This window comes from Streptomyces ortus (assembly GCF_026341275.1).
Classification (GTDB): domain Bacteria; phylum Actinomycetota; class Actinomycetes; order Streptomycetales; family Streptomycetaceae; genus Streptomyces; species Streptomyces ortus.
Map to the genome: position 1 here is coordinate 1581198 of NZ_JAIFZO010000002.1, position 24069 is coordinate 1605266.

Genomic DNA, 24069 nt, shown 5'->3' on the forward strand with positions numbered 1-24069 from the left:
GAGCCGTTGCAATGACGCAGTTCTCGGCTGCCCAGAACACCACCGACAGCAGCAACAGGGCGCTGTACGGAGGCAAGGGCACACGCCGCATCACCGTCCGCGACATCACGGTGGCCAAGGAGCGCGGCGAGAAGTGGCCGATGCTCACCGCGTACGACGCGATGACCGCGTCCGTCTTCGACGAGGCCGGCATCCCCGTCATGCTCGTCGGCGACTCGGCGGGCAACTGCCACCTGGGCTACGAGACCACCGTGCCCGTCACCCTCGACGAGATGACCATGCTGTCGGCGGCCGTCGTACGGGGCACCTCGCGCGCCCTCATCGTGGGCGACCTGCCGTTCGGGTCGTACCAGGAGGGGCCGGTTCAGGCGCTGCGGTCGGCCATGCGGCTGGTGAAGGACGCCGGGGTCGGGGCCGTGAAGCTGGAGGGCGGTGAGCGCTCGCACGAGCAGATCAAGCTGCTCGTGGAGTCGGGGATCCCGGTGATGGCGCACATCGGGCTCACTCCGCAGTCCGTGAACTCCATGGGGTACCGGGTGCAGGGGCGCGGCGAGGAGGCGGCCCAGCAGTTGCTGCGCGACGCCAAGGCCGTGCAGGACGCGGGGGCGTTCGCCGTCGTGCTGGAGCTGGTGCCGGCGGAGCTGGCCGCCGAGGTCACGCGCGTGCTGCACATTCCGACGGTCGGGATCGGGGCGGGGGCCGAGACGGACGCGCAGGTCCTTGTGTGGACGGACATGCTGGGGCTCACGGGTGGGAAGATGCCGCGGTTCGTGAAGCAGTATGCGGATCTGCGGGGGGTCATGGGGGAGGCGGCGAAGGCGTTCGCGGATGATGTCGTCGGCGGAACGTTCCCTCAGGAGGAGCATTCCGTCCACTAGTCCACTAGTCCACTGCGGTACGGAGGCAGCCCGCCGATTTCCCCCGTCGGCGGGCTGCCGTATTTCCCCCGCCGGCGGGGTGCCAGATTTCTCCCGCCACCGCCGCCTCCACCGCATGGGGGCTCCGCCCCCGACCCCCCGCTGCGCAGTTCCCCGCGCCCCTGACGGGGCGCAGCCCCTCCCGGCGGCGCGGATACGGCGCAGTCTTTTCGTCTTCGGGGGCGCGGGGAACGGCGCAATCTTTTTGCTTTCAGGGGCGCGGGGAACGGCGCAGTCTTTGGGGGTCGGCCGCCGCCAGGCGGGGGGTGTCGGTGGGGTGTCGGTGGTTTGTCGGTGGGGGGTGGGAGGTTGGGGGCATGACGCGAATCGACAACGAGCCCCGGCAGGACGGCGCAGACCACGCCGACGCCGTCAGCGTGCGGGGACTGGTCAAGCACTACGGCGAGACCAAAGCACTGGACGGCGTGGACCTGGACGTACGCGAGGGCACGGTCCGCGGCGTGCTGGGCCCGAACGGCGCGGGCAAGACGACCCTCGTACGCATCCTCTCCACCCTCCTCATACCCGACTCGGGCCGCGCCACGGTCGCCGGCTTCGACGTCGTGCGCCAGCCCCGCCGGCTGCGCCGGGTGATCGGCCTCACCGGCCAGTACGCCTCCGTGGACGAGAAGCTCTCCGGCCGCGAGAACCTCTATCTGATCGGCCGACTCCTCGACCTGACCCGCAAGGACGCCCGCACCCGCGCGGACGAACTCCTTGAGCGCTTCTCGCTCACCGAAGCGGGCAGGCGCCCGGCGAGCACGTATTCCGGAGGCATGCGGCGCCGCCTCGACCTCGCCGCGTCCATGATCGGCAGTCCGACCGTCCTCTTCCTGGACGAGCCGACGACCGGCCTGGACCCGCGGACGCGGAAAGAGGTGTGGACAGAGGTCAAGCGGATGGTCGGGGACGGTGTCACCGTCCTGCTCACCACGCAGTACATGGAGGAGGCCGAGCAGCTCGCGAACGAGCTCACGGTCATCGACCGCGGCAAGGTCATCGCCAACGGCGGCATCGACGAGCTGAAGGCGAAGGTCGGCGGTCGCACCCTGCGCATCCGCCCGGCCGACCCGCTGGAGCTGCGCCCCACGGCCACCGCCCTCGACGACTTCGGCCTCACGGGCCCGGGCAGCGCCACGGTGGACATCGCCACCGGCACGGTCCTCGTGCCCATCCTCAGTGACGAGCAGCTGACCGCCGTGGTCGGCGCGCTCACCGCCCGGGGCGTCACCCTGGCCGGCCTCAGCACCGAACTGCCCAGCCTGGACGAGGTGTTCCTCTCCCTCACCGGCCACCGGGCCACCGAACCGACCGACCCGGACGACCCGCGGGACACCCCGGCCGGCCGCTCCCACGAGTCCTATGAGGAGGCCGCCGTATGAGCGCCGCCACCGCCGTCGAAGCGCCCACGGCGCTCGGCACCGACGACGATCCGCACGTCGGCATACGCGCCCATCTGCGCCACATCAGCGCCCTGGTCCGCCGCAACGTGCTGTGGATCCGCCAGGACCCGGAGTCGATGTTCGACGTCATCCTGATGCCGATCGTCTTCACGCTGCTCTTCGTGTTCGTCTTCGGCGGCGCGATCGCCGGCAAGGGCAACCAGGACGAGTACGTCAACTACGTCGTCCCGGGCCTGATGGCGATGATGGGCATGAACATCGCGATGGGCGTGGGCACCGGTTTCAACCAGGACTTCCAGACGGGGGTCATGGACCGCTTCCGGTCCCTGCCGATCTCCCGCGCCTCGGTCCTGATCGCCAAGATCATGGTCGAGATCGGCCGACTGCTGCTCGCCACGGCGATCCTGCTCGGGGTCGGTTTCCTGCTCGGCCTGTCCGTGTCGAACGTGCCGGGTCTGTTCGCCGCCATCGGGCTGGCCCTGGTCTTCGGCTCGTCCATCATGTGGATCTTTCTGACCATGGGCGTGGTGATGAAGAACGCCCAGGCCATCCAGGGAATGGGGTTCCTCGTGCTGATGCCCCTGCAGTTCGGTTCCTCGATCTTCTCGCCGCCGTCCACCATGCCGGGCTGGCTGCAGACGTTCACCGACTACAACCCGCTGTCGTCCCTCGCGGACGCGGCCCGGGGTCTGATGAACGGCGGCCAGCCGGTCGCCCACGACGTCATGATCACGCTGCTCTGGTCGCTCGTCATCACCGTCGTGATGGCCCCGGTCGCCATCCACAAGTACCGCACCAAGACCTGACCGTCTCGTTTCCGAGCAGAGCGTCTCGTTTCCGAGCAGACCGTCTTGTTTCCGGACAGGGCGTCTCGTCTCAGACCAGGGCGGCGGCCTCCTCGAAGGAGAGGCCGCCGCCCTGCGCGTACGCGGCGTCGTACGCCGGTCCGTCGAGGACCCCGCGCGCCGCCGCCTCGCCCTGTGCCCTGATCTCGTGCTCCACGACGGCCCGGAAGTGTCCGGCCGGCAGGAGCTTGTCGGCGGCGCCCAGGCACCGGGCGGCGTCCTCGGCGCGCCGGCCGCCCTCGGCCCCGGCGAGCGCGATGGACGCGGTGGCCAGATGCACCGAGAACATGTGCGGCGCGATCATCTGGGTCAGCGGGTCCTTGGCCCGTTCCAGGGCTCCCCGCACCTTCACCACCGCCTCGTCGTACAGGCCCTCCTGCGAGTCCAGCCAGGCCTCCACGCCCATGACGAACCCGTCGAAGACCACGAACCGTACGGCGCCGAAGTCGTCCCACAGCCGCTCCATCTGCGCCCGCGCCTCGGCGACGCGGCCGGTGCGGCCGAGCCACATCGCGAGGAAGAGCCGGGCCCCCGGCATGGCTTCGTTGTGCGCGCCGTCGCCCTGTTCGAGGACTTCGCGCAGCAGCCGTTCACCCCGCCCGGTCTCGCCCGCGTCGATGAGCACGCTGCCCAGCCGGGTGCTGAGGATGGCCACCTGGGCACGGGCTCCCAGGCGTTCGGCGTGGCCGATGGCCGTCTCGTAGTCCTTCGCGGCGAGCTGGTACTCGCCCTTGCGCTCATGGGCCTCGCCCCGCGCGGAGAGCGCCTCGGCGGCGCCCCAGGCGTCTTCGAGACCGACGAACAGTTCCAGCGACTCGTCGGCGTCATGGGCCGCGTCCCCCGCCCAGTCGGCGCGGTTGGCGAGCATGTTGGCTCGCATCTGGAGGGCGACGGCCAGCTCCCAGCGGGTGCCGAGTCGCCGGCAGGTCTCCACACTGGCGTCGATGACCTGGCGCAACCGGTCCATGTCGCCGGTCAGCAGCACGGCGAAGAACCAGAGGTAGCCGGGGTTGCGGCAGACCTGCGGGAGGCCGGGCTCGTAGGCCTCGTTGACGGCGCGCAGTTTGGCCTCCGCCTCCGGTGTCTGCCAGGTGTCCAGTTCCAGGTCCATACAGGCGAGATGGAGGAGATGGACGCCGCGCCTGGCCTCGACGAGGACGTCCGGGCTCATGGGCGGCGGATCGGCGACGCAGGACTCGTACAGCGGGACGGCTCGTTCGGTGGGCGGCGCGAACGGGTCGGGGCCCATCGCCATGACCTCCCGTGTCCAGTTGCGGGTGATCATCCGCAGGTCGCGGATCTGCCAGTACCAGGCGAGGGAGAGGACGAGGCAGAGTGCTTCCTGTTCGTCGCCCGCGGCGACGGCACGCTGCAGTGCGGCGCGCGTGTTCTCGCTTTCGAGCTGGAACAGTTCGATGGCCGCGCGCTGCCCGGGGCCGCGCAGCCTCGGGTCGGTGGTGCGGGCGAGCTCGCGGTAGTACGTGAGGTGGGCGCGCTCCGTCGCGGGGCGCTCGCCGCTCGCGTCGAGGCGCTGTCCGGCGTACTCGGCTACGGTCTCCAGGAGCCGGTAGCGCATCCCGCCGCCGGCGCTGTCGCCCGAGCCCGGACCCGCTTCCTCGCCCGTCCCCTCCCCCGCGTCCTGGCCGCCGGAAGGGGCGGCCACCACGAGGGACTTGTCGACGAGCGAGCCGAGCGCCTCCAGCGCGGCGGGTCCGCAGACCGCTTCGGCGGCGGCGAGGTCGCAGCCGCCGGCGAAGACGGACAGCCGCCGCAGCACGTCGCGTTCGTCCTCGTCCAGCAGCTCCCAGGACCAGTCGACGACGGCCCGCAGGGTCTGCTGGCGCGGCAGGACCGTACGGCTGCCGGAGGTGAGCAGCCGGAAGCGGTTGTCGAGACGGTCGGCGATCTGGCGCGGGGTGAGCATCCGCAGCCGGGCGGCGGCCAGTTCGATGGCGAGCGGCAGTCCGTCCAGGCGCCGGCAGATCTCGGCGGCGGCCTCCGGGTCGTCCTCGATGCGGAAACCGGGCCGGGCGGCGGCGCCCCGGTCGGCGAGCAGCTTCAGCGCGTACGGCTCGGGCAGCGGCTCGACGGGCCGCAGCAACTCCCCCGGTACGCCGAGGGGTTCGCGGCTCGTGGCCAGTACCGTCAGTCCGGGGCAGCGTTCGAGCAGTTGCTCGACGAGGCGGGCGGCGGCGTCCACGACGTGTTCGCAGTTGTCGAGGACGATCAGCATGCGGCGTTTGGCGCAGTGCTCGGTGAGCCGCAGGAGCGGGTCGTCGTGCCGGTCGGTGACGGCCCGCAGTTCGTCGGCCCCGGCGCCGCGCAGCACGGTCTCCCGGGCGCCGACGGCGGTGAGGACGGCCTCGGGGACGGTCTCCGGGTCGTCCACGGGGGCGAGTTCGGCCAGCCACACCCCGTCGGGCAGGTCCGGGGCGACGCTCTCCGCCGCCTCCTGCGACAGGCGGGTCTTCCCGGCGCCGCCAGGACCGAGCAGCGTGACGAGCCGGGCCGCCGCGAGGTCCCCGCGGATGGTGGCCAGATCGGTGTCCCGGCCGACGAAGGAGGTGAGCCGGGCCCGCAGATTCCCGACCGGCACGGGCCGCTCGCGCGGGGCGGTCGCGGTGCCGCGCCAGCCGGGAGCGGCCTCGGACCCATCGCCGTACGGGACCGACCCGTTCCGGTGATTGTCGGGGTGGCTGCCGTTCCGTGGGGTGCCGGGGCGCCGGACCGGCGGGGTGCCGGTCAGCAGTTCCGTGTGCAGGGCTCGCAGTTCCGGGCCCGGGTCGGTGCCCAGCCGGTCGGCCAGCAGACGGCGTACGGACTCGTAGGCGGCCAGCGCCTCCGCCGCGCGGCCCGCGTCGCGCAGGGCCCGCAGGCGCAGCACCTGGAGGGGTTCGTCCAGGGGGTGGGTGTCGCAGAGGGCGGTGAGGTCGGGCAGGGACTGCTCGGCGTGGCCGAGGGCGAGCGCGGCCCCGAGACGGGCGCGCCGGGCGTCGAGCCGGCGGGCCTCCCAGCGCGACGCCCGCGCCGTACGGTCCGGGAGATCGGTGAGGGCCGGGCCCTGCCAGAGGGCGAGGGCGTCGTCCAGGATGACGGCCGCCTTGCCGGGGTCGCCGTCGGCCAGCGCGCGCGCCCCCTCGCCCGCGAGCCGTTCGAACCGGTGCAGGTCGACGTCGTCGGCCGCCGCGCGCAGCCGGTAGCCGCCCTCGTCGGAGCCGATCGCGTCCGCGCCGAGCGCCCGGCGCAACCGGCCCACCAGGGCCTGCAGCGCGCCCGGCGCGTCGGCCGGGGGGTCGGCGCCCCAGACCTCGTCGACCAGCACGGCCACGGACACGGTCCGGCCGGGGCGCAGGGCGAGGACCGTCAGCAGGGCGCGCAGCCGCGCCCCGCCGACCGGAACGAGGGTGCCGTCGGGGCGGAGTGCCTGGGTGGTGCCGAGGATGCGATAGCGCACGCAGACCATTGTCCCTGTCCGCGCCCCGGGCCCGCCCCGGATTTCGGACCGGCGTGAACCGGTGAGGGCGGAGGACGCGAGTGGAGGGCCGGAGGAACCTCCGACCCTCCCTGGGACGTTCCCCCCACACCACCGGTACGGTCTACCCGGCACGCCCAAGCCCGTTCGAACTTTTCAGGGAGCCCCGCCCCATGACCACCGCCACAGGCCGGCACAGTGATGGGGGTCCCCCCAGGCAATCGAAGCACTGGGAGAGGATCAGCCCCGTGTTCCTCGGGATCGTGGCCGTCGCGGCGGTGACCGGCTGGGCCACCTGGACGGGCTTCGCCGAGCAGCCGGGCGTCGCCGTCTTCCTGTTCGTGACGGCCGCGTGGATCGTCTCGCTCTGTCTGCACGAGTACGCGCACGCGCGCACCGCCCTGCACAGCGGCGACATCTCGATCGGCGCGAAGGGCTATCTGACCCTGAACCCGCTGAAGTACACGCACGCGCTGCTCAGCATCGTGCTGCCGGTCCTCTTCGTCATCATGGGCGGTATCGGTCTGCCCGGTGGCGCGGTGTTCATCGAGCGGAGCCGGATCCGGGGCCGCTGGAAGCACAGCCTGATCTCGGCGGCGGGCCCGCTGACGAACGTGCTGTTCGCGGTGGTCTGCACGGCCCCGTTCTGGCTGGACGCGCTGGACGGCGTACCGGCCGACTTCCAGTTCGCCCTCGCGTTCCTGGCGTTGCTGCAGGTCACGGCCGCGCTGCTGAACTTCCTGCCGATCCCGGGCCTGGACGGCTACGGCGTGATCGAGCCCTGGCTCTCGTACAAGATCCGCCGCCAGGTGGAGCCGTACGCGCCCTTCGGTCTGCTCTTCGTCTTCGCGATCCTGTGGATCCCGGAGGTGAACAACCAGTTCTTCGACGCGATCGACGCGCTGCTGCGCACCCTGGGCATCGACGAGATCCGTACGTACTGCGGGCAGAACCTCTACCGGTTCTGGACGGAGACCGACCAGTACTGCTCGGTCAACCAGTGACGGAGGACGCCTTGCGCCGCATCCGGTCCCGGCGCAGGTAGTACCAGGTCATGTTGGACGACAGGCCCGCGAGCAGCACCCAGACGATCCCCAGCCAGCTGCCCTGGACGAAGGAGACGACGGCCGCCGCCGTGGCCAGGACGCAGACGACGAGGGCGTAGAGGGCGAGTCGGGACATGGGTTCTGCTCCTGTCGGGGAACTCCGGGAGCCCGGCGCCACAGCACGCGGGTTCCGGAGGGGGACACTGCTCGGCTCCAGTGTCCCCCACGTCCGGAACCCGCCCGTACACGGTCCCGGTCGCCGGTCGGGGCTCTAGAGGTCGGTGAGGCGCAGGCCCGCGTGGGCCTTGTAGCGGCGGTTCACCGAGATCAGGTTCGCCACCAGCGACTCGACCTGGTGGGCGTTGCGCAGCCGCCCGGAGAAGATGCCGCGCATGCCCGGGATGCGGCCGGCCAGCGCCTGGACGATCTCGACGTCGGCGCGCTCCTCGCCGAGCACCATCACGTCGGTGTCGATCTCCTCGATCTCCGGGTCCTGGAGCAGCACGGCCGACAGGTGGTGGAAGGCGGCGGTGACACGGGAGTCCGGCAGCAGCGCGGCGGCCTGTTCGGCGGCGCTGCCCTCCTCGGGCTTGAGCGCGTACGCGCCCTTCTTGTCGAAGCCGAGCGGGTTGACGCAGTCGACGACGAGCTTGCCGGCCAGTTCCTCCCGCAGCGACTCCAGGGTCTTGCCGTGTCCGTCCCACGGCACGGCGACGATCACGATGTCGCTGCGGCGGGCGGTCTCGGCGTTGTCGGCGCCCTCGACGCCGTGTCCGAGCTCGTCGGCGGCGGCCTGCGCGCGCTCCGCGGCCCGCGAGCCGATGATCACCTGCTGCCCGGCACGGGCCAGCCGGTAGGCGAGGCCCTTGCCCTGCGGACCGGTGCCGCCGAGTACGCCGACGACGAGCCCGGAGACGTCGGGAAGGTCCCAGGGGTCCTTGGCGGGGGCCTTCTGTGCACTGTCAGTAGAGGTCATGGGCCGACTTTACGTGCGTGGTGGTCCCTTCCGGCGGGTGGCTCCGGTGCGCGCCGCTCAGGGGAGAGCCGTGACCAGAGACGTCACGGGGATACGCCGGAAGGTGATGGTCTCGTACGCGCCGAAGTCGCCCGTCTCGTGGAGGAGTCCGACCGTGTCCTCGTCGACGCGGACGAGATCGGAGTACGCGGCGGGCAGTCCGTCGACGGTGTGCGCCGTCCGCCAGGTGACGCCGTCGTCGGTGCTGGCGCGGACCGTCATCAGGGCGCGGAAGCCGGGGTCGGCGGGGCCCGAGTAGAGGAGGAGGTCGGGGTCGCGGAGCTGGAGCACGCAGCCCTCGACGACGGGACCGACGAGGCCTGCCTGCGGGCGGAAGGGCTTGACCAGGGTCCGGCCGCCGTCCCGCGAGTACGCGTCGGCGCGGGTGCCGGGGGCGTCGGAGTCGTTGCGGGTGTTGAAGTAGACGCGGCCGTCGGGGAGTTCGGCGGCGGTGGTCTCGTTCACGTTGATGCGGTTGGCGGGGTCGTCGTCGACGTACCCGATGCGCCAGGTCGCGCCGTGGTCGTCGCTGAGCAGACAGTGCCCGCCGTTGTACTTGCCCTCGGTGCCGGTGTCCGTGCCGGTCGGCGGGAGGGAGTGGTTGGCGGGGACGACGATCCGGCCGGTGGTGAGCTGGAGGGCGTGGCCGGGAGTGGTGGCGTACCAGCGCCAGGCCGCCTTCTTCGCCTGCCCGGTGATCTCCCGCGGGGTGGACCAGGTACGTCCGTCGTCGTCGCTGTGCCGGATCCAGACGCGGCGCCCGTCGGCGGCGCTCACCTTCCCCCGGCGGATGGCGTCCTCGGTGGCGAGGGCCGCGTTGCGGACGTGGACGAGCAGGATCCTGCCGGTGTCGAGGACGACGGGGGCCGGGTTCCCGGCCAGCGCCTCGCCGTTCGAGGCGGCCACCTGGAGCGGTCCCCACGTCAGTCCGCCGTCCGTGGAGCGCTTCAGGACGATGTCGATGTGGCCGAAGTCGTCGCGGGAGCCGACCCTGCCCTCGCAGAAGGCGAGCAGGGTTCCCTCGCGGGTGGCGACGACGGCCGGGATACGGAAGCTCGCGTAGCCCTCCCGCCCGGCCCGGAACGGCACGGACACCCCACGGCCGGTCGCACTGCCGGTCTCGCCGCTGCTCTCGCCGCTGCTCTCGCCGCTGTTCTCGCTGCCGGTCTCATTGCTGGTCTCACTGCTGGTCATGGACATCGCTCCTTGCCCGCCGGGTGAACCGGCCAGTGTGCCCAGGACGGGCGAATTCGCCGTGAACGCCGTCTGACGCGCAGTCGGCTGCGGCAGGATGCGGCCCCATGGATGCCGTACGGGTGGCCTTGTTGCGCGAAGTGCTCGCCGGGACCGAGTGGCCGGGAGCAACCCGGCGGTTCGCGGGGACGCTGCGGTCGTCCGTGCTGCCGCACGGGGGCGGACTTCTTCTGGTGGGCACGGCGGAGTACGAACCGTGGCACCTCGCCGCGCATCTGGTGGACGAGGCCGCCTGGTCGGGCACGCCGGAGCTGAAGCCGACGCTGGTGCGGCACGGGGCGCGGCCCGGTGACCCGGCGCATCTGGCGGTGGGGCTCGGCCGGATCGAGGCGGCCCGGCGCGGCGAGACGCTGCTCGTCGTGGCGCCGGGCGCGCCCGGGGCGCCGCTCCTGGAGCGGGTGTACGACGCGCGGCGGGCGGGGGCGACGGTCCTCGCACTGGACTCGGGGGACCACGAACTGCACGCCATGGCGCACGAGGCGCTGGCGGTACCGCCGGGACCGGACCTCGACGAGGGGCTGGATCTGGACACGGTTCAGCATCTGGTCAGTGCGGCCACCGGGGAGAACGCGCTGCCCGCGCCCCGGGGCCGACGGCGGTTCACCGACCGGCTGGCGCGGCTGGCGGACCGGTTGACGGCGCCGCCGCCCGCGCGCTGGTGAGGTGACGGTTCGCTCGGCGGGCCGCTCCGTCGGCCACTCGGGGCGGAAAAAGCGTTTGTCGGCGGCGGGGTCGCGACCGCAGCATGTCCCGTCGTGACGGAACTGAGCAAGCCCGAGGCCGAGCGCCGGCCCGAGCCCGAGCCCGAGGTCAAGGCTGAGGCTGGGGCCGGTACGCGGCTGCGGGCGCTGTTGCCCGATCTCGCGCCGTGGCGGACCTCGGCCGACTTCCGGCGGCTGTGGGTGGCCGGGCTCATCACCAACTTCGGCAGCTTCCTGACGTTCGTCGCGCTGCCGGTGCAGATGAAGGAGCTGACCGGTTCGGCGGTCGCCGTCGGCGCGCTCGGTGCCGTGGAACTCGTCCCGCTGATCGTGTTCGGACTGTACGGCGGAGCGCTCGCCGACGCCCTGGACAAGCGGAAGCTGATCATGTGGACGGAGGCGGGGCAGGGGGCGCTGTCGGCCGTCCTGCTGGTCAACGCGCTGCTGCCGGAGCCCCTGGTGTGGCCGCTGTACGCCGTCGCCGCGCTGTCCTCCGCGCTCGTCGCCGTGCAGCGGCCGGCGCTCGACGCGCTCACCCCGCGCATCGTCCGGCACGAGCACCTGCCGGCCGCCGCCGCGCTCAACTCGCTGCGCTGGACGGTCGGCGGGGTCGCCGGACCGGCGGTCGCGGGGCTCGTCGTGGCGTACGCGGGGCTCGGCTGGGCCTATGCCGCGGACCTCGCCACGTTCGCCGTCTCGCTCTTCCTGGCCGTGGGGCTCGCCGCGTCGCCCGCCGCGCACGAGGCCGCGAAACCGTCACTGCGGTCGATCGCGGAGGGCGCGCGGTACGCGTGGAGCCGCAAGGAGTTGCTGGGGACGTACGCGATCGACCTGGCCGCGATGTTCTTCGCCTTCCCGCTCGCCGTGCTGCCGTTCCTCGCGGACGAGCTGGACGCCGAGTGGTCGCTCGGACTGATGTACGCGGCGTTGCCCGCGGGGTCGCTGCTGGTGAGCCTGACGAGTGGGTGGACCTCGCGGATCCATCGGCACGGGCGGATGGTGGCGTTCGCGGCGGCGTGCTGGGGGCTCGCGATGGTGGCCGCGGGAGCAGTTCACGAGGTGTGGCTCGTGCTGCTGTTCCTGACGCTGGCCGGCTGCTTCGACATGGTCAGCGGGATCTTCCGGGCGGCGATGTGGAACCAGACGATCCCCGATGAGCTGCGGGGGCGGCTGGCGGGGATCGAGCTGCTGTCGTACTCGGCCGGGCCACAGCTGGGGCAGGTGCGGGCGGGCGGGATGGCCGCGGTCTTCTCGGTGCGGGCGTCAGTGTGGGCGGGGGGTGTGATGTGCGTGGCGGCGGTGGGGGTGCTGGCGGCGTGCCTGCCGAAGCTCATGACGTACGACGTGCGGACGAATGAACATGCGGTGCGGATGAAGTCGGCGCGGGGCGGTGGGGGTTGAACGCGCGGTTCCCCGCGCCCCTGGCTACCTGGGGCGCGGGGAACCGCGCGATCTTTTCGGCTTCCAGGGGCGCGGGGAACGGCGCAATCTTTCAGGGGCGCGGGGAACGGAGCGGGTCTAGTGGTCGTCCGCGGCACCCGGAGCGCGGTCGTGCCACTTGGGGTCCGTCTCCCATTCGAGGTTGCGCTCACGGGCCGTGTCCATCGCCCGCTGGGCCTCCTCGCGGGACGCGTACGGACCGAAGCGGTCCTTCGCCGGGCACTCCGGGCCCTCCTCCACCTTCTTGTGTTCCAGGCAGTAGTACCACTCGCCCGGCTTACCGACCGTCCGCTTCTTGAACAGGGCCATGACCAGCTCCTCTCGCCACCGACATGTTCCCCCATCCGCGCTGGTTAGACTCGCTGACATGTCTGGCCAGTCGCTGCTCGTCCCAGGGGAGCTGTCCCCCACCCGTTCCGTGCCCGGGAACATCCGCCGCCCGGAGTACGTCGGCAAGCCCGCCCCGACCCCGTACACCGGGCCGGAGGTGCAGACCCCCGAGACGATCGAGGCGATGCGCGTCGCCGGCCGGATCGCCGCGCAAGCCATGGCCGAGGCCGCGAAGCTCATCGCGCCGGGCGTCACCACGGACGAGCTGGACCGGGTCGCGCACGCGTACATGTGCGACCACGGCGCCTACCCGTCCACGCTCGGCTACCGCGGCTTCCCGAAGTCCCTGTGCACCTCGGTCAACGAGGTCATCTGCCACGGCATCCCGGACTCCACGGTCCTGCGGGACGGCGACATCATCAACCTCGACGTGACGGCGTACATCGGGGGCGTGCACGGCGACAACAACGCCACGTACCTCGTCGGCGACGTCGCCGAGGAGTCGCGGCTGCTGGTCGAGCGGACCCGTGAGGCGCTGGAGCGGGCCATCAAGGCGGTCAGGCCCGGCCGCCAGATCAACATCATCGGCCGCGTCATCGAGTCGTACGCGAAGCGGTTCGGGTACGGGGTCGTCCGGGACTTCACCGGGCACGGCATCAACTCCTCGTTCCACTCCGGGCTGATCGTCCCGCACTACGACAGCCCGCACGCGACGACCGTGATGCAGCCCGGGATGACGTTCACGATCGAGCCGATGCTGACGCTGGGCTCGTACGACTACGACATGTGGGACGACGGGTGGACGGTCGTCACGAAGGACCGGCTGCGGACCGCGCAGTTCGAGCACACCCTGGTCGTCACGGACAGCGGGGCCGAGATCCTCACGCTGCCGTAGCCGCCCCCGGCCCATCGGCGTCCGACGCACGCTGCCCGCCGCCCGCTCGTTCTGAGCGGGCGGCTCTTTCATGTTCAGGTGGAAGCGAGGGGCATTCGGGGTACCTTTTTACCGACAGGGCGTCGGGAACCCATTGACTTAGGTAAGCCTAACCATAGAAGATTGGCCCGGCTCCCGTCTCCCCCGTTCAGCCCCGGAGGTCCTCATGACATCGTCGAGTACGCCGTTCTCGACGCTCATCCGCACCGCCTCCCACGAGCAGCATGTGGAGGCGGAGACCTCGACGTTCATGAGCGACATGCTCGGCGGCCGGCTCGGCGTGGACGCGTACGCCCGCTACACGGAACAGCTGTGGTTCGTGTACGAGGCGCTGGAGTCGGGTGCGCGGGATCTGTCCGGCGATCCGGTGGCGGGGCCGTTCATCCAGCCCGAGCTGATGCGGCTCGCCTCGCTGGAGCGGGATCTCGCCCATCTGCGGGGTCCGGGGTGGCGCGAGCACGTCACCGCGCTGCCCGCGACGGTGGAGTACGCGGCGCGGGTCGCCGAGTGTGCGCGTACGTGGGCCGGGGGGTATGTGGCGCACCACTACACGCGCTATCTCGGGGATCTCTCCGGTGGGCAGATCATCCGGGGGACGGCGGAGAAGACGTGGGGGTTCGCGCGCAAGGGGGACGGGGTGCGGTTCTATGTCTTCGAGGACATCGGGAATCCCGCGGCGTTCAAGCGGGGGTACCGGGAGTTGCTTGACGCGCTTCCCGTGGACGAGTTGGAGAAGCAGCGGATTGTTGCCGAGTGTCGGCGGGCGTTCGCGTTGAACACGGGGGTGTTTCGGGCGCTGGGGGACGAGTTCCGCATCAGCGCGTGACGTTCCACGTGACGTTCCACCGGGGGGCGCGGTTATTGGGTGCGGGTCCGCTGTGGCCGGCCGCGCAGTTCCCCGCGCCCCTTAAAAACAAAAGACTGCGCCGTTCCCCGCGCCCCTGAAGGGGCGCGGGATTCCCGGTCTCGCCCGGCAGGGAGTCGTCAGCGTTCCAGGAAGACTCTGCCGCCCAGTTCTATCCAGCCCTCGGGCTGGGGCGCTGTCAGGAGCTGGGAGCCCGTGCCCTGGATGATGTTCAGGGCACGGCCCAGTTGGGCCGTCAGCTGGAGGGCCGCGGCACCCGTCGCCTCGTCCTCGTCCACGCCGTCCCCCCGGCCGGGGAAGCCACGGGCCCGGACACGGCCGGCGGCCTCGTCCTCCCACGCCCAGGCGTACACCCTCCCCCGGACTTCGTCCGGGGGGACCCCCAACTCGCTTCGCTCGCCCGTCGGCGGCACCGCCAGCGCCTCCACCTCCGCGGCCGTGGCGTACTGCCGCAGCGTGCGCGCCCGCGCCCACTCCGGTCGCGCCTCGATCCAGGTGAACTCGCCGTCCAGCCGCGTACCCACCACGCCCGCGGGCGTGACGAGTTCGGGTACGTCCAGCAGCCAGGCCACGCCCACGCACGGGTATCCGGCGAACGGCAGCCGCACACCGGGCGTGTAGATGTCGATGACCCCGCGCTCGGGGTCGTCGACGAACACCGTCTCGCTGAAGCCGAGTTTCGCCGCGAACGCCTGCCGTTCGTCCCGGTCGGGCAGTGCGGAACCCTCCCGGACCACCCCGAGTTCATTGCCGTACTCGCCGCGGGGCCCGCAGAAGACCCGCACCACGTCGTAATCAGTCACGCTCGCATTCAAACATCATGACGACGACGTGCGTGCGGGTAACTCCCCGGTCAGGCCTGGGCGGAGCCCGTCATACGGCGGCGGCGTACCGCGAACACCACGCCCGCGCCCGCCGCCACGGTGACCGCCGCGGCGGCTCCCAGCGCGCCGACCGGGACCTCGGAGCCGGTGGAGGCGAGGTTGCCGCTCACGCCGCCCGTGGTGGACCCGGTCGTACCCGCGCCTCCGGTGGTGCCGCCGGTCGTCCCGCCCGTGGTGCCGCCCGTGCCGCCACCCGTTCCGGCGGTCGACGTCGGGTCGCCGTCCGGGAGTTCGGCGTCCGCGGTCAGGGCCACGGCGATGTCGACCGGGTCGAGTTCGGCGCCGGCCTGGTAGAAGCCGCCGAACGCCGCCGACCCCGCCGCGGTGAGGGTGGTGGCGACGTCGTCGAGGGTGATGACGTCCTTCTTCGCGGTCAGGTCCGCGGACTTGGGCCTGAGTTCGGCGAGGGTCACGTCCTCGGACTTCTCACCGAGGCTGTCGACGTCGGCGGTCAGCTTGCCGGAGCCGCCGTCGATCTCCGCCTTCAGGTCGCTGAGGGTGAGGTCGAGACCGTAACTGCCGTTGTCCTCGTGGCCCTTGAAGTTGACCGAGCCCTTGAAGGAGGCCTTGAGGGTGTCGGCGTCCGTGTCGTAGGTGCCCGTGGCGTCGGGGAAGGTGAAGGCGCCGTTGCCGGACGCCTGCTCCGCCCGGCCCGACACCGTGATCCTGCCCTTGGCCGCCCCGTCGACGACGTACGTACGGAAGGACTGCTTCACGCCCCAGCCGAGCGTGCCGTAGCTGATGGCCCCCTTGGTGGCGGCCTCGGCGGGCGAGGGCTTCGGGGTCGCCGATCCCGTCGGCCTCGGGGTGGCGGTGGTGGTCGGGGTGCTCGTGGGGGTACCGGTCGGACCGGCCGGCGGGGTGGGGGTGCCCGTGGGTGTCGGGGCCGGTGACTCGGCCTTCTTCTCGACGACCGTCAGGGGGTCGCCTGCCGCGCCCGTGTAGGAGGAGCTGCCGAAGACGTCCCCCGCCTCCTTGGTCAGCTTGGTCGTCATGTCCGTCATCGCGCGGTTGACGGTGACCTCGGCGAGCGGCACGTCCTGCTCGGTCGTACCGGCCTTCGTCACATCCGCGGTGACTCTCGCGACCTTGCTGTCGAACTTCACGTCGGACAGCCTCAGTTCGAAGTGGTGTGCCTCGGAGACGATGTCCAGGGCGCCCTCGAAACCGAGCGCGACGGTGTGGGCCTCGGAGTCGTAGCTCCCGGTGCCGTTGACGAAGGTGAACACGCCGTTGTCCCCGGCCTGCGTGGCGCCGGCCTCGGGCGTGAAGGTACCGGCCGCCATGCCCGTCACATAGGTGCGGTACGACTCCTTGATGCCCCAGGTCAGCTCGTACCCCTTGAGCGGTACTTCGGCGGCGGAGGCGGACGTGGCGGCGAGCGCGGTGGCGCCGAGCGTGACGGCGGTCGCGCAGGCTGCGGCAAGGGCTGTGGGGCGGCGGCGGTTGGCGGCCATGGTCGTGGATCTCCTCGGTTCGTAAGCGGCTTCAGCGCGTGGGCGGGGTCCGCTCAACTGGCGGACGGGGGGGGAGGAAGTTCAGTTCTCGTTCGACGCATCCGACGCGTCCGAGGTGTCGGTGGCGTCGGTGGCGGTCTGCGGCGTACCGCGCCTGCGGATGAATACGAAGGCCGCGGCGAGCACGGCCAGGGAAGCGACCGCGAGGCCGATGGGCAGGACGGGGACACCTGATTCGCTCGTGGCGGCCTCCGTCCTGGGCTCCGCCTTCTTCGGCTCGGCCGCCGTCGCCTCGGGCGTGGCCGACTCCGCGCTGCCCAGGTCGGGCAGGGCGGGCAGTTCGGCCTTGGCGGTCAGGGCGACGGCGAGGGACACCGGGTCCATCTCCGTGCCCGCCTTATACATCCCGCCGAAGGCATCGGCGCCCTGGGCGGTCAGCTTCGCGGGGGCCTCGGTGATCTGGACGAGGCCGTCCTCCGGCTTGAGATCCTCGGCGGTGAAGGTGACCAGCGGCACCTTCTTGTCCGTCCCGCTCGCCCTGCCCGTGTCGCTCGCCCTGTCCGTGCCGCTCACCTTGTCCGTGTCGCCGCCGCTCGTGACGTCGGCGTACAGCGTGCCCTTGCCCTCGTCCGTGACCTCGGCCCGGATCCCGCCGAGCTTCAGGTCGAGTCCCTGCTCGCCGGTGAAGCGGACGGCTCCGGTGAAGGTCGCGTCGAGGGTCCGCCTCTTCTCGTCGTACGTGCCCGAGCCCTCGGGGAAGCGGAAGAGCGCGCCGCCGTCCTGGGCGCCGCCGCTGAGCTTCCACTCGCCCTGTGCGATGGCGCCGGTGACGTACTCGCGGAAGGTCCTGCGCACCCCCCAGTCCACGGCGCCGTCCTCGATCCGGCCCGAAGTCTCCTTCTTCACCTTCTCCTTCAGCTTCGACGGGGACCCGGTCGGTGAGGGGGCCAGCGTCCGGGTCGGTCCGGCGGCAGACGCCCGTACGTCCGCGGAGAGGCTGACCGGGTCGAGTGCGGTGCCCGCCGTGTAGTAGCCGGCGAAGGACTTCGCGCCCTGGGCGGTCAGCGTGGCGGGCAGGTTGTTCAGCCGGACGGCGTTGCCGCCGCCCTTCATGTCGATGCCGCCCAGGGAGAGGGAGGCGAAGGGCACCTGTGAGGACGTCGTAACCGCCCCGGTGCCCTTCGCCTTGCTGGTGATGTCGACGTACAGCGTGCCGCCGTTACCCGCGAGGCGGACGGCGGGGCGGCTGATCGTCAGGTCGAGCTGGTGGGTGCCGTCGGCCTTCTTGTGCCCGAGGAAGTGGACACCGCCGGAGAAGCCGGCGTCGAAGGCACCCGAGGAACCGTCGTACGTACCGGTCGCCGAGTGGAAGCGGAACTGGCTGCCGCCGACCGTGGCCGCGCCCCCGGTGAGCGAGAAGCCGCCGTGCGCTGTCGGGCCGGTGACATAGCTCTGGAAGGAGGACTTGATGCCCCAGTCCAGCCGGCCGCCCTGCACGGTCCGGCTCGCCGCGTGGGCCTGGCCGGCCGGGAGCAGCCCCGCGAGTACTGCCGTCAGCACTGCCGCGCAGAGCAGGGGTACGTAGGTGCGTAGGTGCGGGCGGGCTGGCATGTGTCCTCCGGGACGGGTGGATCCGGCCGGAGGCGGTGTGATGCGCACCCCTGGCAAGGAAGGTAAGGCTAACCTAAGCTACGTTCGTTGATGCGGGAAGTGCGGGATCCCCCTGGAGGGTGCAGCCCCACCTGCAGGGGGCCCAGTTGCCCCTCCAGCGAACCGAAAGGAACTACGCGACAGTGCGACGCATGCATGTACGAGGGGCGGGTGCGCTGCTCGCGGTGCTCGTGATGGCGGGGTGCGCCTCCAGCGGGGGGACACCCGAGCCGGGCACGAAAGCCCGCGCGGCGGCCGATCGCGTGGAGCCGCTCGCCGACCCGCCAAAGCCCCAACTCCCGGTCACCGTGCGGTCGGCCGACGGCCACGACGTCACGGTCCAGGACGCCGAACGCGTCGTTCCGCTCTCCGGCAGCCTCAGCGAGATCGTCTTCACCCTCGGCCTCGGCGACCGGGTCGTCGCCCGCGACATCACCGCCACCTTCGCGCAGGCGGAGAAACTGCCGGTGGTCACCCGCAACCACGACGTCTCCGCGGAGAGCGTGCTGTCCCTCAAGCCCGATCTGGTGCTCGCCGAAACCACCACCGGGCCCGCGGAGGCGATGGGCCAGGTCCGCGACGCGGGCGTCCCCGTCCTCGTCGTCGATCCGGCGCGGGGCCTCGACGACGTGGGGCCGCGCATCCGGGCGGTGGCCCGCGCGTTGGGCGTACCGGCCGCGGGCAGGGAACTCACGAAGCGCTCGGAGGACCGGATCGCCGCCGTGCGCGCGGACGTTCCGAAGAGGACCGACGAACCGCGGGTCGCCTTCCTCTACCTCCGCGGCTCCGCGTCCGTCTACCTGATCGGCGGCAGGGGTTCGGGAGCCACCTCGCTGCTCGAAGCGGCGGGCGCCGTGGACGCGGGCGCCGCGTCGGGCCTGAAGAAGGACTTCACCGCGATCACCACGGAAGCGCTCGCGCGGGCGGCTCCCGACGCGATCCTCGTCATGTCCAAGGGACTTGAGTCCGTCGGCGGTGTCGACGGACTGGTCGAGATCCCGGGCGTCGCCCAGACCCCCGCCGGGACGGACCGCCGGATCATCTCGATCGAGGACGGCGTACTCCTCAACTACGGGCCCCGCACGGACGCCGTACTGAGCTCCATCGTCGGCCAGTTGTACGGGGACGAGAAGTGAGCGTGACCGACAGAGCCGCTCCCGCCGTGACCGACAAGACGGCTCCCCCGGACCCCGAGGTCCTGGACCCCGAGGCCCCTGCTCCCGCCACCCCGGCCGCCCTCGCCGCCCTCGCCCGCGGCGGTGTCACGCGTCCGCGCCGCGGCGTGCCCTGGCTGCTCACGGTCGGGCTGGCCGCCGTTCTCCTGCTTCTCACCCTCACCTCCGCCGGGCTCGGCGCGTACGAGATCCCGCCCGGTGACGTCCTGTCCTCCGTCGCGCACCGCGCGGGTCTCGGCGGCGGCGCACTGGACCGGGTCCCCGAGTCCGTGCTGTGGAACGTGCGCTTCCCGCGGATCGTGCTCGCGCTGCTCGTCGGCGCCTCGCTGGGCTGTGCGGGCGCGCTGACGCAGGGTGTGTTCGGCAATCCGCTCGCCGAACCGAGCGTGATCGGCGTCTCGTCGGGCGCGGCGGTCGGCGCGGTCGCCGCGATCTCGCTCGGCCTGACCTTCCTGGGCACCTGGACGATCCCGGTCTTCGCCTTCGTCGCGGGGCTCGGCACCGCGCTGCTCGTGTACTCGACGTCCCGCTCGGGCGGCCGGACCGAGGTCGTGACGCTGATCCTCACCGGTATCGCGGTGAACGCGTTCGCGGGCGCGCTGATCGGCCTGTTCCTCTTCCTCGCCGACACCGCCGCGGTGAACCAGATCACCTTCTGGCAGCTCGGCTCGCTCTCCCAGGCGACCTGGCCGAAGGTGCTGGCGGTGCTGCCGTGCGCGGTCGCCGGTCTCGCCGTCGCGCCGCTGTACGCGCGCAAGCTGGACCTGCTGGCGCTCGGCGAGCGCCCGGCCCGGCACCTGGGCGTGGACGTCGAACGGCTCCGTATCGTGCTGGTCCTGGTCGTCGCGCTGCTGACGGCCGCGGCCGTGAGCGTCTCCGGGGTCATCGGCTTCGTGGGTCTCGTCGTCCCGCATCTGCTGCGGATGGTCGCGGGTCCGGGCCACCGCTTCCTCGTACCCGGCAGCGCGCTGGGCGGGGCGGTCGTGCTGCTCGCGGGCGATCTCGCGGCGCGTACCGTCGCCGAGCCCGCCGAGCTGCCGCTCGGTGTGCTGACCGCTCTCCTCGGCAGCCCGTTCTTCTTCTGGCTGCTGCGCAGGACCCGTCGCAGGCAAGGAGGCTGGGCATGAGGAGGGGCACGCGATGGCCGCGTACGGGGACCGTGGCGCCCGGGCCCGTGGCCGCCGGTGACGTGCTCGCCGAGGCCGGGGCCCTGCGTGTCCGGCTCGGCGCCCGCGAGGTGCTGTCCGGCGTCGATGTCGAGGCCCGCGCCGGCGAGGTGCTGGCGCTCGTCGGCCCCAACGGGGCGGGAAAATCAACCCTGTTGGGCGCGCTCGCCGCCGACCTCCCGGCTGCCGAGGGGATCGTACGGGTCCACGGGCGCCCCGTGTCCGACTGGTCGGCGCGGGAACTGGCCCTGCGCCGGGCGGTGCTCCCCCAGTCCGCCTCGCTCTCCTTCCCGTTCCCGGTCGAGGAGGTCGTACGGATGGGGCGGGCGCCCTGGGCCGGGCGGCCCGAGGAGGCCGAGGACGACGCGGCGGTGGCGTCGGCGATGGCGGCGACCCAGGTCACCGGGTTCGCCGGCCGGCCCTTCTCGGCGCTCAGCGGCGGTGAACGGGCGAGGGTCGCGCTCGCCCGGGTACTCGCCCAGCGCGCCCGGCTGCTGCTGCTCGACGAGCCGACGGCCGCACTGGATCTCAGGCACCAGGAGCTGGTGCTGCGGGTCTGCCGCGAAAGGGCGCACGAAGGGGACGCGGTGGTCGTGGTGTTGCACGATCTGGGTCTCGCCGCCGCGTACGCGCACCGGGTGGTGATCCTGTGCGCCGGGCGCGCGGTGGCCGACGGCGCGCCCTCGGAGGTCTTCACCGACCGACTGCTTTCGGACGTCTACAAACAGCCGGTGGAGGTGTTTCCGCACCCGCGCACGGGCGGGGTCATGGTGACTCCTGTCAGGGGTTCTTGACCCGTCTTTGACCGTTTCGTGGGGGGCGGATAGCGCCCCCGTGACCGTGCCGTGCTCGTACGCCGTCCATGAGAGCTGAATCACTGGACGGGCGGCTTTCAGTCAGGTAAGCCTCAGATAAGTTAGGTCAGCCTCACCCAGCCGTCGGGCAGTGACTGTGTTTCCCCTGTGATCCTCTTGGAGCCTGTATGCGAGCCGTCCGACTCTCCGTCGTCACCGCTGCCGCCACCGCGGCGGCGCTGGCCGCTGTCACGGGCTGCACCGAGAAGAGCGACGCGTCGAGCGACGACCACGTGGTCGAGGTGACGGCCACGGACACCAAGTGCGAGGTGTCGAAGAAGGAGTTCCCGGCCGGCCACGTCCAGCTCGACGTGAGCAACAAGGGCTCCAAGGTCACCGAGGTCTATCTCCTCTTCCCCGACGACCGGATCGTCACCGAGCGCGAGAACATCGGCCCCGGAACCCGCCAGAAGGTCACCGCCGAGGTGAAGGCGGGCGCCTACCGCATCGCCTGCAAGCCCGGTATGAAGGGCAAGGGCATCCGGCAGGACGTCACGGTCACCGGCGGCGGCAAGGCCGCGAAGCGCGATCCGCGCCTGGACGCGGCGGTCGCCGCCTACCGGCAGTACGCGCAGGAGCAGGCCGACGAGACGCTGCCGAAGGCCAGGGTGTTCACGGACGCCGTCAAGGCCGGTGACATCGAGGCCGCCAAGAAGGCGTACGCCACCTCGCGCATCGGCTGGGAGCGCACCGAGCCGGTCGCCGAGTCGTTCGGCGACATCGACCCGAAGGTCGACCTGCGCGAGGACGGTCTGGAGGAGGGTCAGGACCCGCAGAAGGACTGGACGGGCTGGCACCGCCTGGAGCGCTCGCTCTGGAAGGACAAGAAGCTCACGGACCGGGACTCCGAGCTGGCCGACCAGCTGATCGAGGACCTCACCGACTGGCAGAAGCGCGTCGGCAAGGCCGAGATCACCCCGACCTCGATGGCCAACGGCGCCAAGGAACTCCTCGACGAGGTCGCCACCGGCAAGGTCACCGGCGAGGAGGAGCGCTACTCGCACACCGACCTGGTCGACTTCAAGGCGAACGTCGAGGGCGCCGAGAAGTCGTACGAGCTGCTGAAGCCGGTGGCCAAGGAGAACGACGCGGCGCTGGTCACCGAACTGGACAAGCAGTTCGCGGCGCTCGACACGCTGCTGGACACCTACCGCGAGGACACGACCTCGTACGACTTCACCTCGTACGACAAGGTCTCCGAGGCGGACCAGAAGGAGCTCTCGGACGCGGTGAACGCGCTCGCAGAGCCGCTGTCCAAGCTCGCCGCCGCCGTCGCCGCGCCGAAGTAGGGACCCGCCATGACGGACACCCCCGCCGAGCACCCCACGTCCTCCGAGGACGCCACGCCCTCCGAGCGCCCCGGGTCGGCCGCCCCTTCCCGGCGTTCGCTGATCGGCTGGGGCGGTGCCGGGCTCGCGCTGGGCGCCGCCGCGGCCGGTGGCGCGGTGGCGGTGGCCCGCTCGGGCGACGACACCGGACCGGACGCCGCCGGGTCGGGCGGCGCGATCGCCTTCCACGGCACGCACCAGGCGGGCATCGCCACCCCGGTGCAGGACCGGCTGCACTTCGCCGCCTTCGACGTGCGGACGGACGACCGGGCCGCGTTCGTCCAGCTGCTCAAGGACTGGACCGGGGCGGCCCGGCGGATGACCGCGGGGCGGCCGGTCGGCGAGGGCGCGTACGGCGGTCTCGCCGAGGCGCCGCCGGACGACACCGGGGAGGCCCTCGGCCTCCAGCCGTCCCGGCTGACCCTCACCATCGGCTTCGGCCCGTCCCTGTTCGAGAAGTTCGACCTCTCCGGCCGGCGGCCCGACGCCCTCGTCGACCTGCCGAAGTTCGCCGGTGACAACCTCGACCGGGGCCGCAGCGGCGGCGACCTGTGCGTCCAGGCGTGCGCGGACGACCCGCAGGTCGCGGTGCACGCGATCCGCAACCTGGCCAGGATCGGCTTCGGCAAGGTCGTCATCCGCTGGTCGCAGCTGGGCTTCGGCAAGACCTCGTCGACGACCCCGGACGCCCAGACCCCTCGTAACCTCATGGGGTTCAAGGACGGCACCCGCAACATCGCGGGCACCGAGACGGACCGGCTCAAGAAGTTCGTGTGGGTGGCCGAGAAGGACGGCGACGCGGACTCGGCGTGGATGGCCGGGGGTTCGTACCTCGTGGCCCGGCGCATCCGGATGAACATCGAGACCTGGGACCGTACCTCCCTCCAGGAGCAGGAGGACGTCTTCGGCCGCGACAAGGGCGAGGGCGCTCCCGTCGGCAGGGCCAAGGAGCGCGACAAGCCGTTCCTGAAGGCGATGCTGCCCGACGCGCACGTGCGGCTAGCGCACCCCGACACCAACGCCGGGGCCACGCTCCTGCGCCGCGGCTACTCCTTCACGGACGGCACGGACGGGCTGGGCCGCCTGGACGCGGGACTGTTCTTCCTCGCGTACCAGCGCGATGTGCGCAAGGGCTTCATCCCGGTGCAGCGCAGCCTGGCGGCCGACGCGCTCAACGAGTACATCCAGCACGTGGGTTCGGCGGTCTTCGCGATCCCGCCCGGCGTCCGCGACAAGGACGACTGGTGGGGCCGCACCCTGTTCACGAAGAACCCCGGCGATGCAGGTGATGCCGGTGATGCCGGTGATTCTCGCGATTCCGAGGAGGCGTAGG

General features: G+C 71.8%; 21 protein-coding genes. 13 read left to right on the forward strand and 8 right to left on the reverse strand.

The genetic code is table 11. The features are described from left to right. The first annotated feature begins 11 nt into the window (after window positions 1-11). The 3 genes from panB (at window position 12) to K3769_RS10295 (ending at window position 3126) form a co-directional block, all read left to right on the forward strand. Window positions 12-878 carry a 3-methyl-2-oxobutanoate hydroxymethyltransferase gene (gene panB / locus K3769_RS10285; RefSeq protein ID WP_267026128.1) on the forward strand — a complete coding sequence of 289 codons (867 nt, stop codon included), beginning with the start codon at window positions 12-14 and terminating at the stop codon, window positions 876-878. A gap of 356 nt (window positions 879-1234) precedes the next feature. Next, a complete protein-coding gene (locus tag K3769_RS10290; RefSeq protein WP_267026129.1) occupies window positions 1235-2299 on the forward strand; it encodes an ATP-binding cassette domain-containing protein in 1065 nt (354 codons plus the stop codon). Then, on the forward strand, window positions 2296-3126 hold the full coding sequence (locus tag K3769_RS10295) for an ABC transporter permease (RefSeq protein WP_267026130.1): 831 nt from the start codon (window positions 2296-2298) through the stop codon (window positions 3124-3126). The genes K3769_RS10290 and K3769_RS10295 overlap by 4 nt, the downstream gene beginning before the upstream one ends. Before the next feature lie 70 nt (window positions 3127-3196). Here the strand turns inward: K3769_RS10295 and K3769_RS10300 are convergent, their stop codons facing one another. Further along, window positions 3197-6628: an AfsR/SARP family transcriptional regulator gene (locus tag K3769_RS10300; RefSeq protein ID WP_267026131.1), complete on the reverse strand. Its 3432-nt coding sequence runs from the start codon at window positions 6626-6628 to the stop codon at window positions 3197-3199. A gap of 182 nt (window positions 6629-6810) precedes the next feature. Here K3769_RS10300 and K3769_RS10305 point away from each other — a divergent pair, with 182 nt between their 5' ends. Beyond that, window positions 6811-7641 carry a site-2 protease family protein gene (locus K3769_RS10305; protein ID WP_267026132.1) on the forward strand — a complete coding sequence of 277 codons (831 nt, stop codon included), beginning with the start codon at window positions 6811-6813 and terminating at the stop codon, window positions 7639-7641. Here the strand turns inward: K3769_RS10305 and K3769_RS10310 are convergent. The 3 genes from K3769_RS10310 to K3769_RS10320 form a co-directional block, all read right to left on the reverse strand. Next, complete coding sequence (locus K3769_RS10310) at window positions 7631-7819, reverse strand: hypothetical protein (protein WP_189776498.1); 189 nt, start codon at window positions 7817-7819, stop codon at window positions 7631-7633. The genes K3769_RS10305 and K3769_RS10310 overlap by 11 nt on opposite strands. 135 nt (window positions 7820-7954) lie before the next feature. Beyond that, entirely contained in the window at window positions 7955-8659 is a 705-nt protein-coding gene (gene npdG, locus K3769_RS10315) for an NADPH-dependent F420 reductase (protein ID WP_267026133.1), read from the reverse strand. Window positions 8660-8716: 57 nt separating this feature from the next. Further along, window positions 8717-9892, reverse strand: coding sequence for a sialidase family protein (locus K3769_RS10320; RefSeq protein WP_372514904.1), 1176 nt, complete (start codon window positions 9890-9892; stop codon window positions 8717-8719). Between the two features lie 107 nt (window positions 9893-9999). On the opposite strand from K3769_RS10320, the gene K3769_RS10325 reads away from it, so the two are divergent. Then, a complete protein-coding gene (locus K3769_RS10325) occupies window positions 10000-10614 on the forward strand; it encodes a hypothetical protein (RefSeq protein ID WP_267026135.1) in 615 nt (204 codons plus the stop codon). A 177-nt stretch (window positions 10615-10791) separates the two neighbouring features. Continuing rightward, window positions 10792-12054, forward strand: a complete 1263-nt coding sequence (locus K3769_RS10330; RefSeq protein ID WP_267031308.1) for an MFS transporter — start codon at window positions 10792-10794, stop codon at window positions 12052-12054. A gap of 117 nt (window positions 12055-12171) precedes the next feature. On the opposite strand, the gene K3769_RS10335 is transcribed toward K3769_RS10330, so the two are convergent. Further along, a complete protein-coding gene (locus K3769_RS10335; RefSeq protein WP_267026136.1) occupies window positions 12172-12402 on the reverse strand; it encodes a hypothetical protein in 231 nt (76 codons plus the stop codon). Window positions 12403-12460: 58 nt separating this feature from the next. On the opposite strand from K3769_RS10335, the gene map reads away from it, so the two are divergent. Both map and K3769_RS10345 read left to right on the forward strand, forming a co-directional pair. After that, window positions 12461-13318: a type I methionyl aminopeptidase gene (gene map / locus K3769_RS10340; RefSeq protein WP_267026137.1), complete on the forward strand. Its 858-nt coding sequence runs from the start codon at window positions 12461-12463 to the stop codon at window positions 13316-13318. Window positions 13319-13523: 205 nt separating this feature from the next. Next, window positions 13524-14183, forward strand: a complete 660-nt coding sequence (locus K3769_RS10345) for a biliverdin-producing heme oxygenase (RefSeq protein ID WP_267026138.1) — start codon at window positions 13524-13526, stop codon at window positions 14181-14183. Window positions 14184-14341: 158 nt separating this feature from the next. Here K3769_RS10345 and K3769_RS10350 read toward each other — a convergent pair whose 3' ends face one another. The 3 genes from K3769_RS10350 to K3769_RS10360 all read right to left on the reverse strand — a co-directional run bounded on the left by K3769_RS10350 (window position 14342) and on the right by K3769_RS10360 (window position 18174). After that, entirely contained in the window at window positions 14342-15025 is a 684-nt protein-coding gene (locus K3769_RS10350; RefSeq protein WP_267026139.1) for a PhzF family phenazine biosynthesis protein, read from the reverse strand. 50 nt (window positions 15026-15075) lie between these two features. Then, the gene (locus K3769_RS10355) at window positions 15076-16563 is read right to left on the reverse strand and encodes an HtaA domain-containing protein (protein WP_267026140.1); all 1488 of its coding nucleotides are present in this window, start codon (window positions 16561-16563) and stop codon (window positions 15076-15078) included. Window positions 16564-16644: 81 nt separating this feature from the next. After that, the gene (locus K3769_RS10360) at window positions 16645-18174 is read right to left on the reverse strand and encodes an HtaA domain-containing protein (protein WP_267026141.1); all 1530 of its coding nucleotides are present in this window, start codon (window positions 18172-18174) and stop codon (window positions 16645-16647) included. A gap of 191 nt (window positions 18175-18365) precedes the next feature. On the opposite strand from K3769_RS10360, the gene K3769_RS10365 reads away from it, so the two are divergent. From K3769_RS10365 to efeB, 5 genes are all read left to right on the forward strand, one after another. Beyond that, complete coding sequence (locus K3769_RS10365; RefSeq protein ID WP_267026142.1) at window positions 18366-19349, forward strand: heme/hemin ABC transporter substrate-binding protein; 984 nt, start codon at window positions 18366-18368, stop codon at window positions 19347-19349. A gap of 26 nt (window positions 19350-19375) precedes the next feature. Then, window positions 19376-20515 carry a FecCD family ABC transporter permease gene (locus K3769_RS10370; RefSeq protein ID WP_372515142.1) on the forward strand — a complete coding sequence of 380 codons (1140 nt, stop codon included), beginning with the start codon at window positions 19376-19378 and terminating at the stop codon, window positions 20513-20515. Beyond that, complete coding sequence (locus K3769_RS10375; RefSeq protein ID WP_267026143.1) at window positions 20512-21348, forward strand: heme ABC transporter ATP-binding protein; 837 nt, start codon at window positions 20512-20514, stop codon at window positions 21346-21348. Before K3769_RS10370 ends, K3769_RS10375 begins: the two co-directional genes overlap by 4 nt. A gap of 188 nt (window positions 21349-21536) precedes the next feature. After that, entirely contained in the window at window positions 21537-22697 is a 1161-nt protein-coding gene (efeO, locus tag K3769_RS10380) for an iron uptake system protein EfeO (protein WP_267026144.1), read from the forward strand. A gap of 9 nt (window positions 22698-22706) precedes the next feature. Beyond that, window positions 22707-24068, forward strand: a complete 1362-nt coding sequence (gene efeB, locus K3769_RS10385; protein WP_267026145.1) for an iron uptake transporter deferrochelatase/peroxidase subunit — start codon at window positions 22707-22709, stop codon at window positions 24066-24068. Window position 24069: the final 1 nt, after the last annotated feature.